Annotated in this window: 7 protein-coding genes, 1 tRNA gene, 2 rRNA genes and 2 pseudogenes; 8 read left to right on the top strand and 4 right to left on the bottom strand. The window is 34.6% G+C overall.

Features of this window, described 5'->3' with window-relative positions:
* Positions 1-34 precede the first annotated feature (34 nt).
* The 5 genes from HW276_RS11065 to HW276_RS11045 all read left to right on the top strand — a co-directional run bounded on the left by HW276_RS11065 (position 35) and on the right by HW276_RS11045 (position 5,211).
* Positions 35-2,937, top strand: a 23S ribosomal RNA gene (locus HW276_RS11065).
* A 59-nt stretch (positions 2,938-2,996) separates the two neighbouring features.
* Positions 2,997-3,109 (top strand): 5S ribosomal RNA (rrf, locus tag HW276_RS11060).
* Positions 3,110-3,125: 16 nt separating this feature from the next.
* Positions 3,126-3,202, top strand: a tRNA-Asn gene (locus tag HW276_RS11055).
* Positions 3,203-3,251: 49 nt separating this feature from the next.
* On the top strand, positions 3,252-3,854 hold the full coding sequence (locus tag HW276_RS11050) for a glycosyltransferase (protein WP_178938461.1): 603 nt from the start codon (positions 3,252-3,254) through the stop codon (positions 3,852-3,854).
* Positions 3,855-4,194: 340 nt separating this feature from the next.
* A complete protein-coding gene (locus HW276_RS11045) occupies positions 4,195-5,211 on the top strand; it encodes a family 16 glycosylhydrolase (RefSeq protein ID WP_178938460.1) in 1,017 nt (338 codons plus the stop codon).
* 153 nt (positions 5,212-5,364) lie between these two features.
* On the opposite strand, the gene HW276_RS11040 is transcribed toward HW276_RS11045, so the two are convergent.
* From HW276_RS11040 to HW276_RS11025, 4 genes are all read right to left on the bottom strand, one after another.
* Positions 5,365-11,748, bottom strand: coding sequence for an autotransporter-associated N-terminal domain-containing protein (locus tag HW276_RS11040; protein ID WP_178938459.1), 6,384 nt, complete (start codon positions 11,746-11,748; stop codon positions 5,365-5,367).
* Positions 11,749-12,313: 565 nt separating this feature from the next.
* Positions 12,314-12,886, bottom strand: a complete 573-nt coding sequence (gene rfbC, locus HW276_RS11035) for a dTDP-4-dehydrorhamnose 3,5-epimerase (RefSeq protein ID WP_178938458.1) — start codon at positions 12,884-12,886, stop codon at positions 12,314-12,316.
* A 109-nt stretch (positions 12,887-12,995) separates the two neighbouring features.
* Positions 12,996-14,000, bottom strand: a complete 1,005-nt coding sequence (locus HW276_RS11030) for a hypothetical protein (protein ID WP_178938457.1) — start codon at positions 13,998-14,000, stop codon at positions 12,996-12,998.
* A gap of 77 nt (positions 14,001-14,077) precedes the next feature.
* Positions 14,078-15,283 (bottom strand): dTDP-glucose 4,6-dehydratase, encoded by a 1,206-nt coding sequence (locus HW276_RS11025; RefSeq protein ID WP_178938456.1) that lies wholly within the window; start codon positions 15,281-15,283, stop codon positions 14,078-14,080.
* A 194-nt stretch (positions 15,284-15,477) separates the two neighbouring features.
* Here HW276_RS11025 and HW276_RS11020 point away from each other — a divergent pair.
* The 3 genes and pseudogenes from HW276_RS11020 to HW276_RS11010 all read left to right on the top strand — a co-directional run.
* Positions 15,478-15,744 (top strand): annotated as a pseudogene (locus HW276_RS11020) (glucosamine-6-phosphate deaminase); the annotation flags it as partial.
* 41 nt (positions 15,745-15,785) lie between these two features.
* Entirely contained in the window at positions 15,786-15,902 is a 117-nt protein-coding gene (locus tag HW276_RS11015) for a MarR family transcriptional regulator (protein WP_147004471.1), read from the top strand.
* Between the two features lie 424 nt (positions 15,903-16,326).
* Positions 16,327-17,574, top strand: a pseudogene (locus tag HW276_RS11010) (RNA-guided endonuclease InsQ/TnpB family protein).
* Positions 17,575-17,602 lie beyond the last annotated feature (28 nt).

Raw genomic sequence — 17,602 nt, 5'->3', positions numbered from 1 at the left:
TATAACTAAACTAGAGTAAAAAGTTATTCTGGATATAAAAGCTAATAAGGGCACACGGAGGATGCCTAGGCAGCAACAGCCGACGAAGGACGTGATAAGCTGCGATAAGCCGGGAGAAGATGCACATAATCATTGATCCCCGGATTTCCGAATGGGTAAACCTGCATGCCTGGAGGGCATGCGTGAAAACGGCAAGCCTGCGAACTGAAACATCTAAGTAGCAGGAGGAAAAGAAAGTAAAAACGATTCCCCAAGTAGCGGCGAGCGAACAGGGAAAAGCCTAAACCGTGCCAGTGTCAAGCGGACAGCGTTGCTGGCACGGGGTTGCGGGACTTCCATTAACGGATTGTCATAATGTTTAATCTATATATGTGTAAGTAGAATCAGTTGGGAAGCTGAACCAAAGAAGGTGAAAGTCCTGTAGAACATAAAACATATATGGAGACTGGAAGCACCCGAGTAGCGTCAGGCACGAGGAATCTGGCGTGAATCAGCGTGGACCAAATCACGTAAGGCTAAATACTGTTGCTGACCGATAGTGAAGAGTACCGTGAGGGAAAGGTGAAAAGAACCCTGAGCAAGGGAGTGAAACAGAATTTGAAACCGTGTGCTTACAAACGGTAGGAGCACTTTATGTGTGACTGCGTGGATTTTGGTTAATCATCCTGCGAGTTATGGCTGGTGGCAAGGTTAATAGACGGAGCCGAAGGGAAACCAAGTCTTAATAGGGCGTCAAGTCGCCAGTCATAGACGCGAAACCTAGTGATCTAGGCCTGTCCAGGCTGAAGCTGAGGTAAGACTCAGTGGAGGGCCGAACTCACCGCCGTTGAAAAGTTGGGAGATGAGATAGGTCTAGGGGTGAAAAGCCAATCGAACTAGGAGATAGCTCGTTCTCTCCGAAATGCATTTAGGTGCAGCCTTGAACTGAGATATGTGGGGGTAGAGCTCTGTATGATCTAGGGGGCGTACTGCTTACCGAAATCAAGCAAACTGCGAATACCATATATCATGTTCAGGAGTGAGTCCGTGGATGACAAGGTCCTCGGACGAGAGGGGAACAGCCCAGACCGCCAGCTAAGGTCCCTAATTATGTCTAAGTGGGAAAGGAGGTGGACATTCATAGACAACCAGGAGGTTGGCTTAGAAGCAGCCATGCCTTGAAAGAGTGCGTAATAGCTCACTGGTCGAGAGTGCCTGCGCCGAAGATGTAACGGGGCTAAGACATAAACCGAAGCTGCGGAAGATACACCGTATCTTGGTAGGAGAGCGTTCTGTAGGCCGTCGAAGGGATGCCGCAAGGCCGTCCTGGAGGTATCAGAAGCGAGAATGCAGGAATGAGTAGCGAGAAGGCGGGCGAGAATCCCGCCGGCCGGAAGTCCAAGGTTTCCAGGGGAAGGCTTGTCCGCCCTGGGGAAGTCGGGACCTAAGCATAAGCAAAATTGTGATGGCGAATGGAAAACAGGTTAATATTCCTGTACCGCTGTTATCGCTTGAGAGACGGAGTGACGCAGGAAGGTATGCGAGAAGGCTGACGGTTTAGCCTTTCTAAGGGCCCAGCGTGGGCGTGCAGGTAAATCCGCACGCCTAAACGTGAGACCTGACGGGGAAGTGCATTTGCATAAGTCGCAGATCCTACACTGCCAAGAAAAACTTCTATCGATGAGAAGCAGCGCCCGTACTGTAAACCGACACAGGTGGACAGAGTGAGAAACTTAAGGCCGACAGGATAACTCTAGCTAAGGAACTCTGCAAAATAGCCCCGTAACTTCGGGAGAAGGGGTGCCTGACATACCTGAAGGAGAGAAACGCTCCCAGGGGAAACAGGCCGCAGTGAAGAGTCTCAAGCAACTGTTTACCAAAAACACAGGTCTATGCTAAGCTGAAAGGCGACGTATATGGGCTGACACCTGCCCAGTGCCGGAAGGTTAAGAGGAGGAGTGAGAGCTCCGATTTGAAGCCCCGGTGAACGGCGGCCGTAACTATAACGGTCCTAAGGTAGCGAAATTCCTTGTCGGGTAAGTTCCGACCTGCACGAATGGTGAAATGATTTGAGAGCTGTCTTGGCTGGAGACCTGGTGAAGTTGTAATGCCGGTGAAGATACCGGCTACCTGCAGTAGGACGGAAAGACCCCGTGGAGCTTTACTGTAGCTTGGCATTGGGTTCTGGCAATGTGTGTATAGGATAGTTGGGAGACTGTGATGTGATGGCGTCAGCCATTGCTGAGTCGCTGTTGGAATACCAACCATATGCTGTCGGAATTCTAATCTGGCAACGGAGACAGTGCTAGGTGGGCAGTTTGACTGGGGCGGTCGCCTCCCAAAGAGTAACGGAGGCGTTCAAAGGTTCCCTCAGGCTGGATGGAAATCAGCCTAAGAGTGCAAACGCATAAGGGAGCTTGACTGCAAGACTGACGGGTCGAGCAGGTACGAAAGTAGGAGTTAGTGATCCGGCGGTTCCGCATGGAAGGACCGTCGCTCAACGGATAAAAGCTACCCCGGGGATAACAGGCTGATACTTCCCAAGAGTCCATATCGACGGAAGTGTTTGGCACCTCGATGTCGGCTCGTCTCATCCTGGGGCTGGAGAAGGTCCCAAGGGTTGGGCTGTTCGCCCATTAAAGAGGCACGCGAGCTGGGTTCAGAACGTCGTGAGACAGTTCGGTCCCTATCCACTGCAGGCGCCTGAATATTGAAAAGATCTGACCTTAGTACGAGAGGACCGGGTTGGACAGACCTCTGATGTATCAGTTGTCACGCCAGTGGCATGGCTGAGTAGTCACGTCTGGTACGGATAACCGCTGAAAGCATCTAAGCGGGAAGCCGGCTTTGAGATGAATATTCGTAGTATCCATAGAGAACATATGGTCGATAGGCTAGGGGTGTAAGTGCAGCAATGCATTTAGCTGACTAGTACTAATATTACGTCTGCTTTTAAGATAATCTTTTGCTGCTGCTATTTATTTCTCATTGTCTTAATGGACAGTATATATATCTAGTTTGGTGATGATAACGACAGGGATACACCCGGAAACATTTCGAACCCGGCAGTTAAGTCTGTTAGTGCCTAAAATACTTGGATTCGTCCTGGGAAGATAGGTAGTTGCCAAACTTTTTTAAATATGTGTGTCTCCGTAGCTCAGCCGGTTAGAGCATCTGACTGTTAATCAGAGGGTCGTTGGTTCGAGTCCAACCGGGGACGCCATTTTTTGTTTTATGAGGAATTTTATAAATAAAGATAAACGAGGTTATTTATGTATGATTTTACAGCCTGTATTGTAACATATAATACACCAGCAAGCGATTTGGAAAGGATAATTAAGTGTTTTCAAAAGATTAAGTTGAATTTTAAGTTGTGGATATCAGATAATTCAGAAACAGATAATTTGAAGTTTTTTTTTGAAAAGACTGATGATGCTAGAATAGAATATATTTTTAATAATTCTAATAAAGGATTTGGAGCTGGACATAATGTAGTTATTAATAAATTAATCAGTAATTCTAAAATATCAGAATTTCATTTGATTATTAATGCGGATATTTATTTCGAGGAGAATATAATTGAAAAAATTGTTGAATATATGAAAAATCATAATGAAATTGGGCAAATAGGGCCAAGAATTAGAGATTTTGAAGGGAAATTCAGTTTGTGTCGAAGAATTGGACAGAAATACAAAGTTATTTATTTTCCGGAAGCTGAAATATTTCATGAGCATGGAAAAGCTTCGTATAAATCAAGAAAATTAATGATGTTTCACGTAAAATCGGCAATTAAGTATTTTAATAAGTGGGGATGGTTTTTTGATAAGGAGAGAAAAGTAAAAAATAGAAATTGTATGAGTAAATATAAAAAATAAAAATTGTAGTTTATTTTGTTATTAATAAAAAACAATTTACTTTGCTAGAAGGAATTTATAATTAATACTAAACCTTATTTGAATAACGGATATGCTATAAATCTTTTCAGTAGATTAAACCTAATATTTATTTTCAAATAATTAAAATAATTTAAATGGGGAATAGTATAAATTTGACTGAAATGTTGAAATTCTTATTATTAAAGTGCTATAATAAAGCATAATATATATTCAAATTTATCTAAAATTTAACTGTTAAAAATGTATAAACTTAAAGTTTGAGTAAAATAGTTATAGTTTTTTGAGTTCGATTCATAAATTAAAAAAGGAGATACAGAATATGAAAAAAAATATTTTTTTTAGAGCAGTTTTGCTTATGCTAATGGGAAATATGGCATTTGCTGCAGGAGATAGCCAAAATACAATAAGTTCTCAGCAAGTTGAAACAAGTGTGGTTCAGGCAAAAGAAAAAATTGAAGGGAATTTAAATAAAGTTGAAAATAGTGTAAAAGCTAAAAAAGGAAAGTTAGATAAATTCATTTCTAAAGTAAAAGGTAAAAGTTGGAAATTAGTTTGGGATGATGAGTTTAATGGAGATCGTTTAGACAGTACAAAGTGGGCTTACTGGGAAAATGGAAATCCTTGGAATGCTGGTAATTATGTTGATGAAAATGGGAAATTGGTAAACCAGTATGGATTTGATGCAAAACAGTATTATTTGAGAGATAATGTTAAAGTTGAAAATGGTAATATGGTTATAACATTGAAAAAGGAAAATGATAAAAAAGTAAATGTGGATGGGGTTGAAAGAAAAATTCTTTATAGTTCAGGAGCAATTCACACAAGAAATCTTTATAATGTTAAATATGGTAAAATCGAAATGAGAGCGGCTATGCCTAAGGGGATTGGAACTTGGCCTGCATTTTGGCTATGGCCTGAAGGATATTCTCAGGCTGCTGGAAAACTAGCAAACGGTGAAATTGACATAGTGGAAACTGATGGCGGTGAAATGAACCGTGTTACAGGTACAGCTCATGTTCTAAGAAGTGACAATACTTATGAATCATTTGAAGGCAGTGACTATAAAATAGGCAAATGGTCTAAAGAAAAGTTGACAAATTTTAATACTTATGCTGTAGAATGGGATGACAAAGAAATAAAATGGTTATTTAACAATAAAGTATATAAAAGATTTACCTACAAGGAATTAGAGAAAAAAGGATTGCAAAATCCATTTAACCAACCATATTTTATAATGATAAATGTGGCTTTGAGTAAAAAAACTGGAGAAGATGGAGATGTTGACTTTCCAACAGAGATGAAAGTTGATTATGTAAGAGTTTATCAGAAAAAATAGATTAATTCCAGTTTGATTAATAGAAATAATTTAGACAGAAAGACTTTTTATTTAGTGAAGGAAGTTTTTCTGTCTTTTTTTTAAAAAAGGAGCATATCTCACTTATGAGATGGCTCCTTGCTAAACAATTATATCAAATTTTAATAGTAAAAATCAGAAACTCAATTTAAATCCAAGTCCGCCTCTGATATTTTTACCCTTCGTATCATACCCTAAATTTGCTGTCACACCAAATCCTGTATTTTCCACTCCAATATTTAAGTCAAATTTTCCATTTCCTTTTCTGTCTTCCTTTTCATTTCTCAAATTATACCAATCTGCAGTAGTATAACGAACTCTAGCCTGATTTAATCTATTAAGTTTTCCAAGTTCGTTTTCATATGCTGCCGAAAGTCCGACTGAAAGTTGAGTTCCCGCAGTTAGTGGCTGAATATATTTAAACTCTGCTCCAACTTCAGGCTTAACTGAAAAATAATCATTTCCTTTAATTTCCAAGTTCATTTGACCATTATCTTCTTTTATGTCTGTAAATCGTCCATATTCTATTTTTAAAGCTCCATAAGGTCGCAAATGAGTTTTTTCAGATAATCTTATATCATAGCCTAATTCATTTTTTAAAGCTGCTCCATAAGTGTAATAATTAGCTTTAGACTCAAATGAATTGTCTACAATCCAGAATTTACGGTGCATACTATTTAGTCCACCAAATACATCTCCTGAGATTGTCCATTTTAATGAACCATTTTGATCATTTTTTGGCGATATTGTTTTAAATATTCCAGCTTTAATCATTGTATCTTGTTCAGTCGATTTTCCTAAATCTTTAAATTTAAATTGATTTGTAACAGCACCGGCATACCATCCGGAAGAATCTCCCATTTTAAGCGCTTCACCTTCATGAACATAGGCTACTCCATAAGCATTGCTGTCATAGTCTATAACTCCAGCTGTATCTGTTTTATACTCATCTTTTGTTCCAAATATCTTAATCTTGTCATTTTGCTTAACTGGATTTTTCCATTCGTTTCGTAAATATCCAATTTCCTTATCTAATTTATTCCCAGTTGAATTAATACGTTCTTGAGTATTTGAATATTCATAACCTTTCATTTCGTTTACAGCCTGTGCAAATATCTTTTTCTCATCTTTTCTCAAATCATTCAACTTATTAAAGAGCTGTTTTTCTCTTGAATTTATATCTTCAATTCCATATCTTTGTTCAAGCCCATCTAAAAAATGTCCGGTATCCGTGTCATTTTTATTTGCAAAATCAGTATAAGGAATTTTTTCCATATATACTATTTTTATTGGTGCTGCCGTATTTTCAGATTCCACTAGGTGCGCTTTCCAAGTCAAACTTGCTGAATCTACATTTACCTTAGCCCCTGCACTTCCCAAAGCATCATTATACGGCTGCAGAATGTCATCTCCTATTTGAACTGCTTTTGCATTCAAAGTATTGGTAACTTCTGTTCCAATTATTAAATTTACATCTGTAAGTCCTGGTAAATTGTTCAAACCTTGGATAGGATTTGTATGATTTATTCCTGAAGTATCTACATACATTCCTATAGTTGACATTTCTCTTATTGAAATTGTATTATTGGTGTTATTGCTGCTGCTATTATTATTGTTATTGCTACTATTATCAAAATTATGACCTGCTTGTTCCACCGGCATATTTAATGTTGTAACTCCTGTAAAATCAGAAATAGGCATTTTTGGTGCTTGTGGCAAAGCTATATCTGTGTCAACTCTTGATGTTTCGTTTTGTACGGCAGGAATCGGTATTGATACTGGACTTGGATGCGCTGGAACTTTTGTTATTGATTTTTCTGCTACTGTTCTATTAACTCCTGTTCCTACAGAAGATGCAGTTGCTGAAGTATTAGTTCCTTGAACTTGGTACTCGCTAGCTGCTTCGTTATATACTCCCACACCTCCAGCAATATGTATTGTTCCATAATTTTTAATGATTCCTCCATTTTTTGTAACTACACCTTTTATTCCAGTTCCACTTGCAGCTGGCATTGTCTGAATTGTTCCATAATTTTCTCCAGTAGCATGATTGTCAATATACATTCCAACTGTATCATTACCTTCCAGGTTAATAGTACCTCTATTTATTGCTTTTGAACCAGAACCTGATGCATACATTCCGACACTGCTGTTTTTTGTGACATTAATTGCTCCATGGTTTTCTATTGTTCCCATTGATGCAGCTGTACTTCCTGTTGCCATTCCAATTCCGTATTTTCCAGCTGTCACATCACTTGGACCAACATCAATTGTTCCATAGTTTTGGCCAATTCCTTGAGATGAATAAATTCCAACATTTCCAGTTCCTGATTTTAAATCAATATCTCCACGATTTATAAAATCTTGAGATGAATAAATCCCATAGCTGTTATTTCCATCAGTCACAATCTTTGACTCAGTTTCAATTTTTCCGCCTAAATTTTGTGGTGCTCTAGAATAAATATAAACTGAGTTTTCTCCAATATGAACATCACTTGATGCCTTTGTTTTTATATCCGTCTTAGTATTTGCTGCAGTTATCAAATATCCAACTGAATTTTGCCCAACCTTCATATCTACATTTCCCTTAACAATTGTAGGTTTTGGCTCTACGGTAGCATCATCAATGTATATTCCGACTGCATTATTGCTTGCTACATTAATTTTTCCTGCAATAAGATTGACATCAGGCCCTTGAGAATAAATTCCTACTCCATTATCACCTACATTTATTGTACCGCCGTTCATTTCTATGTTTCTGACAAAAATACCGTAAGAATACTGTCCAACATTTATTATACTATTGTTTCTTATTCTAGTTCCATTTTCAGTTTCTAATACATAAACTTTTGTCTTTGGATCATCCCCATACATTCCTATTGATTCATTTCCAGGAGAAGTTGCAGCAACATTTATTATCCCAAAATTTTTCAAATCGGTATTATTTGTTCCATACATTCCAAACGATTGCGTACCAAGTATATTAATTATCCCAGAATGATAAACATGAGTAACAGGATCTTCACCTTCATAATTTGTAACAGCTCCAAAATTAGATCCCATTCCTATCGCATGATTGTTTCCTTCCATTGTAATAGTACCTTCATTTACACCGACAAGCCAGGCTTTAGATGTAGATGGAACAGATCTTACAGTAGGATCAATACTGTTATTTTTTGTAAATATTCCAATCGCTCCATCCCCATACATTGTAATTACACCCCATGGCAAATTCATAATGTCTATTTTCCCAAAATTTTCTGGATGTGCAGCACTTCTAAAATAAGGTTCGTTAGATGGATCGATAGCCAAACCTGTAGCAGGGTCTATTTTATAAGAAAGTCCTAAAATTCCAATTGAGTTTTTACCGCCAACACGTATTGGACCAGAACTTACCATATTTGAATTATTTGTTCCATACATTCCAACTGCTTTGTCATTAGGTGTTACTGTTACTGCTTTATTACTGCTATACTCTACTTCCAGCGATCCAGCATTATAGTTATTAATCCATCCATAATCAGCCAAAAATCCTACTCCGCCTTGCCCAGCATCTGTTCTGTCAACAAAAACTTTACCTTTATTTCCAATTTCTGTTGTACTGTTATTAATTGACCTTGAACTTCCAGCAATTGCAAGTCCGACTGGTACTAAAAATTTGTTATCTATCGCATTTATTTGTGCAGTATTTAAGGAAGAATTTATTGAACCATACTCCGTTTCAATATGTAATCTTGAATTTTGGTATAAAAATCTTTTTGTAAATACTTCACTGTCTGAACCGCTTATCAAATTTGCTTTATCAATTGCCGATTTTATTTGAACTGTCGCATCATCTATCAAGGCATATTTATAGTCTGTTTTTCCATTTGAACTTGTAACATTCACGTTTCCTCCAAGAAGCCGGCTTTTCAAGCTGTTATTGCCAGATTTATTTTCCACATCTATGACAAGCGGTCCTGCTGAATTTTTTAAATCTGAAATTATTACATCATCAGAAAGCACATCAATGTTTGTATTGCTGTTAAAAGCTATAACATTCGGCCTAGCCTGGTCATAAACATATCCGACAGCTTTTCCATCTAGCGTTAATGTCGCATCTTTCATATTAATAGCATCCGAGGAGCTGCTTGTACTGTCGGTATAAAGTGCATACCCCTTTCCTTTATATTCAATTTTTCCACCTTCCAAATCAATTTTTGCACCGTTAATTGAAGCAATATTTGTGGCTCCATCTGTCACTTTTATCCAGTTATTCCGTGCATTAATTTTACCGCCATTATTGGCAAAAAGCCCAAATCCTGTATTTTTATTAGTCTGAGAATCAATTCCGCCAGTTATGGAAATGTTTGATGCTGATGGAAGAGAAGTTCTATTCATTGTTATTACTGCGCCATTGTCGGCATAAGCTGCTCCGGCATTGTCTGTGGAAACATTCTTAGCATCAACACGGCTTGGATCATAATGAAATTCCAGTCCAGATATTTGCACTCCTGCATTTGTTATTTTTGTCGTATTTGTACCAATTATTGAAGGAGAAGAAATAGAATCATTTACAGTAATTTTCGCCCCTTTATCTGCAATAAGCGCTACTGAATTTGTGGCATCCTTTGAAACAACCGCATTTACAGCAACTTCATTATTTGCATTATTTCCAGCATAAATGGCTATATTTCCCCTGTCATTCCTGCTGTCACCTTCAATATTGACAACATCTCCTTTTACTTTCCCATCCGTGCTTTGAACTCCAGAAACTGAAGTATCGCTTCCGCCAGCAACAATACCGATATTGTCAAGTCCGCCTTTTAACGAGATTTTTCCAGCGCCAAGTTTAATATCGGCTCCATCTCCAGTCAATACTCCAATGCTGTCTTTTACATTTTTAAAAAGATTTATCCGATGACCATTTTCTATATTTTTACTTGCAGTAGATGTTTCAAGGTCAACAGAGCTGGAAGCAAAAATACCGTAAGATTTGTCAATGTATCTGTCATTGTTTACTGTAAATCTGCTTGGAATACCAGCAGTAGTCTGAGCATCAATATTTGTGCTGTTTTTTGATTCATAAATTTCTCTGGAATTTCCGCTGGAATCTCCTAAATTAACAGCAAAATTCCCAATAACTGGACCAGAATCCCTGTTTGGAATCAATTCAGTAATTTCTTTTGAATCTTTGTCAACTGGAACATATAGCCCGATGCTGCTATCTCCATATATAGTCAATGGCGCCCATTCTCCATTTGAAGATTTTGTCTTAAAATCAAGATTTGCAGAACTTATATATTTTCCTGTTTTTACATATACTCCTACATTTTCTTCGCCGTATGTATTTATTTTATTTCTATTAACAATTGTTATTTCTCTAGGATTTAACGTGTCATCATCATAAAATGTTCCACTAGGATTTGGAATTAAATTGCTATATGGCTGTTCAAAAAATCCTCCGTAATTGTGGTTACTATGATTTCGTGTATAATCTCCATTTGGATTCAAGAAAAAAATTGCAGATTTTTTATTATACATTTCCACCGTTCCGGCATTATATAAAATTTGCGGATTCCCATTTCCTATAACCGATGGAGAAACTATAAATGCCGCTGAATTAGAATCATATATCCCGCCATTTCCAGAATATGGATGAATTATTATATTTCCTTCGCTTGTATTTACAACAGAAGCAACTGTCGTATCATTTTTACCTCCGATATGTTCATAACTGTTAGAAAAAGCTGCATTTCCACCTTCAATTACATATGTTCCTGAATTTATAAAAGTGTACCCTTCTGTACTGTTCGTTATTTTGCCAGCAATTTTTGCTACATCATCAAAAGCTGCATATTCAGATGAAGCCGTTCCAAGTTTGTTTCCCAATTTATTTTTTTCGCTTTCAAGATTAGCCCCGCTGTGCATATCTAAACGAATAATCCCGTTAACATAGTCATTAGGATTATTAGAAGCCCTGGTATACAGAAAATTTTTCCTGTTTACTAAAGTTTTATCTTGTCCAGTTATATTATTTCCACCGCTCGTACCATTACTGTTATTATAATCATTATCACTATCGCTCTCTATAACTGTTTTTATAATTCCCGTCTTCTTGTACGAAGTATCTCTGGCATATTTAACATCTTTGACCTTATCTCCATGGCCTTTGTAGCGTCCTTGCCAATTGTTGTAAAATTCGTTTATTCCAAATTGCCAATTGCCCCAAGGTGATTTAACCGCATGATCTCCTTGTTCCATAAGCTGAATCAATTCTAAATTTGTTTTTTTGGTAAGTTTGTCATTTTCCTTCCTTGCCCTTTTGAAATCTTTTTTCTGCTGTGCAATCGAAGTATTTATCGCCTTTGACTGTATTTCAATTTCATTTTCGTCTGAAAAGTGATTAGCCGATGCACTTTTTCCTATCGCACCAGTTAATAAAAATGTGATAAGCGCTGAATCTGTGTATTTAAAATCTTTTACTTTTTTAGCAAATGATTTTAATTCTTGCTTAAATTCTTTTAAATTATTTGTCATATTTCTTCCTTTCTAAAAGTCAAAAAATCTGTTTAAACTATACATTTCTTTCTTTATCTATAATTTAACTTTTTTAATTTTTACAGATAAAATACCGATTTTATCTTCAATTAATACTATTTCCCATTACAATAATAGATTTATTATAAATTTTTTCCAAGAAGGGAGTTGATCCGTTACTAGAAAATAATAAGATATGTATTCTATTTTTTAAATAGGATTTAGCATAACGTGCAATAACCTTATATTAGCCTTTACCTAATTATATAAAAGTTTTTTGAAAAAGTAAACTTTTTTTTACTAATTTTAACAAAATATAAAAAGAATTTTTTAACTTATGTTATAGAAAATTTGAATAAAAAAATTGTGAAACGGTGTTCAAATACAGAAAAGATAAAAATTCAGAGTGGAAATAGTTAAGCAGGATTGATAAAAGCATATATTTTTCAAAAAACTCCCGCTTTTTAGGCAGGAGTGGCTCATATTTCAATTTAAAAGAAAATATTTTTAAAAAATCTTTTAAAGAAACAATAAGTTATTCATATGAATGCTTTACTTTGACTAATCATCCAAAATAATTTTTTGTTTTGTCAAATTTCTGTTGAACTTTATCTTTTTCAGAAATTGTCAGTTCATCGGGGTTTATTCCAAATTCTTCAAATTTCCAGTCAATATTTATTGTTTCATCGTTCCATAAAATTCCGCTATCATATTCAGGAGCATATAAATCTGTGCATTTATAAGTAAATTCTGTTTCATCTTCAAGTGTTAAAAAGCCATGTGCAAAGCCTTCTGGAATATAAAACATCAGTTTATTTTCGGCAGATAATTTTACCGCATGCCATTTTCCAAAAGTTTCGCTGTCCTTTCTCAAATCAACTGCCACATCATAAACACTTCCCTTTATCACACGCACTAATTTCCCTTGAGTGTGCTTTGTCTGGAAGTGAAGTCCACGTAAAACGCCTTTTTTAGATTTTGAATGGTTATCTTGAACGAAGTCCATTGTAAGTCCCAATTCTTCAAAGGATTTTTTGTTATAAGTTTCCATAAAGAATCCTCTTTCATCTCCAAAAACTTTTGGCTCAATTACTGCTAAGCCTTTTATTGGGGTTTCTTTTATTGTAAAATTGTTCATTGAATTTCTCCTTATATAATATTTAATCAAACTTGTAAAATTAAATAAACTTAGAGTTTGAGAAGATTTGATTTTTGTTCATTTTATTTTTTATATTTTTTTATTATTTTCACTGTAGACTTGGATTGTCCAATACAATATCTCTTTGCCAATTCAAAGTATCAGGTACCCGAAGCGATCCAGAAATTGTTACTTTCTTATTAACATATCGTGTGTATCTGCCATCATTATTAATAATATTTAACTGAATTTGCTTGGCACTCATATTATCTACAGTTATTGAATTTGGAAGCTCCAAAACATAAAAATCTATTCTCTGTCCCGAAAATGCACCAAATTTCTTAATTTCTGAAAAATGTCTTAAAGTTCCTGTCAAAGTGGCATTATCACCACCTGAATATGAAGAACGTATTCTATTTTTGCTATAATTTACATTAGAGTCATAGCCACCGTATCCATAATTTCCACCTGAACTTCCTGATGAAACATATGCTCCACCACTTCTTTCTATATATCCGTAATTTTCATTTGTAAAATTTGGATAATTTGTTTTTATAGTTGTAATTAACCAATTTAATCTACTTTTGAATTTTTCTGGGGAAAGTAGAATCTGTGTATTTTTACTTCTCAAAAGTGACTGCACTTCATTCAATGAATATGTTTGATAGTTTTCTCTCTTATATTTTTTCCCATTTTTTACATATGAACCTGCTCCAACTATTATTTCCGTATCTTTGAACTCAATATAATAGAACTGATTATCATCTTTTTTATATCCTATATCTGGATAGCCATCTGAAGTTCTTTTGTTACTTTCAAAAGCCGTATAAGCTACTGCAAACTCCCTTTCTCCAACACGAACTACATGCATAACAAAATTTAAATATTCACATTTTTCTCGATTAGTGTTATTTTCTGTATAACAGAACCAGTCTTTCTGATCTGATATAAAAATCAGTGAATGATTGTTAAAATCTATAATCGAAGACGAATTTAACCTATTTCTGTTAGAATATAGCGGAAGTCCTAGAAATGATATATTGACCACATTTTGTTGTGCACTCGATAACATACTTCCTAAAAGAAGTACCAGCAAAAAAATAATTTTTTTCATAATAAATTATCACCTTTCTTTATCAATTTTTTTAATATTAAATAAAATTTGTATATACTTGAATTTTTTTTACTGAACTATTCATTTCCGTACATTTCTTCATAATATTTTTGATAATCTCCTGAAACTACTTCATTTACCCAGTCCTGATGCTCCAAGTACCATTTTACAGTTTTTCTGATACCTGTTTCAAAGTCTGTTTCTGGATACCATCCTAAATCTCTTGCAATTTTTGAAGGGTCAATGGCATATCTCATATCGTGCCCAAGCCGATCCTGAACATGAGTAATCAAATCATAATTTATATTTTGCAAGTCAGTTTTTAAAACCTTTTTATATTCATCGTTATTTTCAATTTCTTCTCTTAAAATATCAATAACTAATTTTACAATGTTAATATTTTGCTCTTCGTTAAAGCCTCCAATATTGTAAATTTCATAAATGTCAGCATTTCTTAAAACTAGGTCGATTCCTTTACAGTGATCTTCCACATAAAGCCAGTCCCTTACATTGTCTCCTTTTCCGTAAACTGGCAATTTTTTACCCTCCAGCACGTTTTTTATCATAAGCGGAATTAATTTTTCAGGGAAGTGGTAAGGACCGTAGTTATTTGAGCATCTTGTAATGTTTATTGGCATTTTATAAGTTTCGCCGTAGGCAATTACAATGTGGTCGGCACTTGCTTTGGAAGCTGAATACGGGCTTCTTGGATCAAGGGCAGTTTTTTCTGTGAAGAATTTTTTCCCGTAAGTTTTTAAATTTGTTCTATTTTTTACAACTTTTTTTACTTCATCATCATCAATTACTAAGTCGATGGCTGTGTCATAATCTTTTGACAAGCTTCCGTAAACTTCATCAGTTGAAACTTGTAAATATTTTACTCCATCCTTGTAAACTGGATACCCATTTTCATCTTTTGCAATGGTCCATGCTTTTTTTGCATTTTCCAAAAGATTTTGCATACCAAGAATATTTGTTTCCAAAAAAATTTGCGGGTTTTCAATAGAACGGTCAACATGCGATTCTGCCGCAAAATTCACAACAAAGTCAACTTCATTTTCAGAAAAGATTCTGGCAATTTCCCTTTGATCACGAATATCAACCTTTTCAAATTTTACTCTTTCATCCTTAAGTTCATTGGCAATCGTGCCTAAATTTCCTGCATAGGTAAGCACATCGACTACAATTACTCTAATATCATCATTTTTATAATTATTTAAAATATATTTTAAATAATTAGAGCCAATAAAGCCAGCAGCACCTGTCACTAAATATGTTTTCATATTATCCTCCTAATTAATTACTGTAATTTACAGCTTTTTATTTATCATCACCGATTAAATTATACAATTTTTTTTTAATTTTTCCAAACAAAATTTTAATAAAATGGACTTGACATAATAAAAAAAGGGTATATAATAATAGTAAGAAACATTTTAATGAAAATTTAAAGTTTTAAATTAAGGATGTGAATGAAATGCGTGTAATTATCTTAAAAAATGCTGATGAAGTGGCAAGATGGAGTGCTTATCAGATTACTAAAAAAATATTAAAATTTAAGCCTACAAGGGAAAAGCCCTTTGTGCTGGGACTTCCTACAGGCTCTACACCGCTTGCGACTTATCGGGAACTGATAAATTTGTATAATGAAGGGATATTGTCGTTTGAAAATGTCGTAACTTTTAATATGGATGAATATGTGGGATTAAAGCCTGAAGAACCACAAAGTTATCACTATTTTATTAAATAGTGCAAGAACACTCACAACTTTAGTCGTGAGATGAATTGCACGAAAATTTTAGTAAGCATATAGGGAAACTTGTATGTAGATACAGAGAGAAGCTGTACAACAAAGAAACTGAATTGCTGGGAACTCTTAAAGCTAGTATAACCACAACATAATACCTTCGTTCAAATATGGTATAAGTGTGATGGTAGCGAAAGCAGAAAAAATATACTAGATGGTGCAAGGTTAAATCCTAAACATTATGATAATAGACAATCAGCAGCTAAGCCTGAAAAGGAAAGTTCAACGACTATCCCTCGTGAGGGGAGTACAATACAAGCGATTGGTATTGGAAGTGGTTTCGCCTAAGTCCTTGAAATAGGATATGGATAAGATATAGTCTGTGCTTGTTAGAGATAACAAGAAGTTCATAAGAGAACTGCATAAGTAGTAGCGCACTTATGTGAACGACGCTTCCCGCTGTTGTGGGGTTTTAAAAACTTTAAAAATATTTAAAAATAAATAAAAAATATTACTTTTTTGACAGATAAAATGTAGAATACATGGTATAATATCTCTGATGAAAAGGAGGTGATATCTATGTATTTAACTTTAAAACAACAGGTAAAACATCTTAGTAAAAAGGAGTTTAGGAATTTAAAATATTTATCTCATATAGCCAAGAACTTAACTAATGAAGCTATATATAATATTAGACAGTATTATTTTAATAAGAAAAAGTATTTAAGTTATAACGAAAACTATAAAATGCTTAAAAATAGTGAGAACTATAAAAAATTAAATTCTAATATGGCTCAACAAATTCTAAAAGAAGCAGACGGAAGTTTCAAATCATTCTTTGCACTTTTAAAACTTGCTAAAAATGATCAATATAATTTTAAAGATATAAAATTACCTAAATATCTTGCTAAAGATGGATTTACAACTCTTGTTATAGGTTTTGTAAGATTAAAAGATGATATTCTGATAGTTCCTTATTCAAATTTGTTTAAGAAAACTCATCAGGAAGTTAAAATTAAGCTACCACCAGTATTAAAAGACAAGAAGATAAAAGAGATTAGAATAATACCAAAACAACATTCTAGGTACTTTGAAATTCAATATACTTATGAGATAGAAGAAGTTCAAAGGGAATTAAATAAAGAAAATGGACTAGGAATAGATTTAGGTATAGATAATCTTTGTACTTGTGTTAGTAATAATGGAGCTTCATTCATAATAGACGGCAGAAAATTAAAATCTATTAATCAATACTATAATAAGATAAATGCAAAATTACAAAGCATAAAAGATAAGCAAAAGATAGAGCATATAACATTGAGGCAAAAGAGAATAGCTAGAAAGAGAAATAATCGTATAGAAGATTATCTTTCAAAAGCAGCAAGAATAATAATAAATTATTGTCTTAATAATGATATAGGAAAACTAGTTCTAGGATATAATGAAGATTTTTAAAGAAATTCAAATATAGGAAGCATAAATAATCAGAACTTTGTAAATATACCATATGGAAAATTAAGAGATAAATTAATATATTTATGTAAACTATATGGAATAGAACTTAAGCTACAAGAAGAAAGTTATACATCAAAAGCAAGTTTCTTTGATGGAGATGAAATTCCAATATATGATAAAGAAAATCAAAAAGAATATATATTCAATGGAAAAAGAATAAAAAGAGGACTATATCAAACAAGTGCAGGTGAACTCATAAATGCAGATTGTAATGGAGCATTAAACATATTAAGGAAAAGTAAAGTTGTGGATTTAAGTATCCTATACAATAGAGGTGAACTGAACACGCCTAAAAGAATAAGGGTAGTGTAAAGCTATCAAACTTCTTAGAAAATTTTTA

It is taken from the genome of Leptotrichia sp. oral taxon 417, assembly GCF_013394865.1.
In the GTDB taxonomy this organism is placed as follows: Bacteria; Fusobacteriota; Fusobacteriia; order Fusobacteriales; family Leptotrichiaceae; genus Leptotrichia; species Leptotrichia wadei_A.
Note: the sequence above shows the minus strand (reverse complement) of the source record. Positions and strands in the feature narration are given on the sequence as shown.

What these genes read in the sequence shown, in the direction of transcription:
- rfbC (WP_178938458.1), bottom strand. Translation starts at nt 12,886, where the DNA reads ATGAACAATTTTACAATAAAAGAAACCCCAATAAAAGGCTTAGCAGTA.
- HW276_RS11030 (WP_178938457.1), bottom strand. Translation starts at nt 14,000, where the DNA reads ATGAAAAAAATTATTTTTTTGCTGGTACTTCTTTTAGGAAGTATGTTA.
- HW276_RS11025 (WP_178938456.1), bottom strand. Translation starts at nt 15,283, where the DNA reads ATGAAAACATATTTAGTGACAGGTGCTGCTGGCTTTATTGGCTCTAAT.
- HW276_RS11050 (WP_178938461.1), top strand. Translation starts at nt 3,252, where the DNA reads ATGTATGATTTTACAGCCTGTATTGTAACATATAATACACCAGCAAGC.
- HW276_RS11045 (WP_178938460.1), top strand. Translation starts at nt 4,195, where the DNA reads ATGAAAAAAAATATTTTTTTTAGAGCAGTTTTGCTTATGCTAATGGGA.
- HW276_RS11040 (WP_178938459.1), bottom strand. Translation starts at nt 11,748, where the DNA reads ATGACAAATAATTTAAAAGAATTTAAGCAAGAATTAAAATCATTTGCT.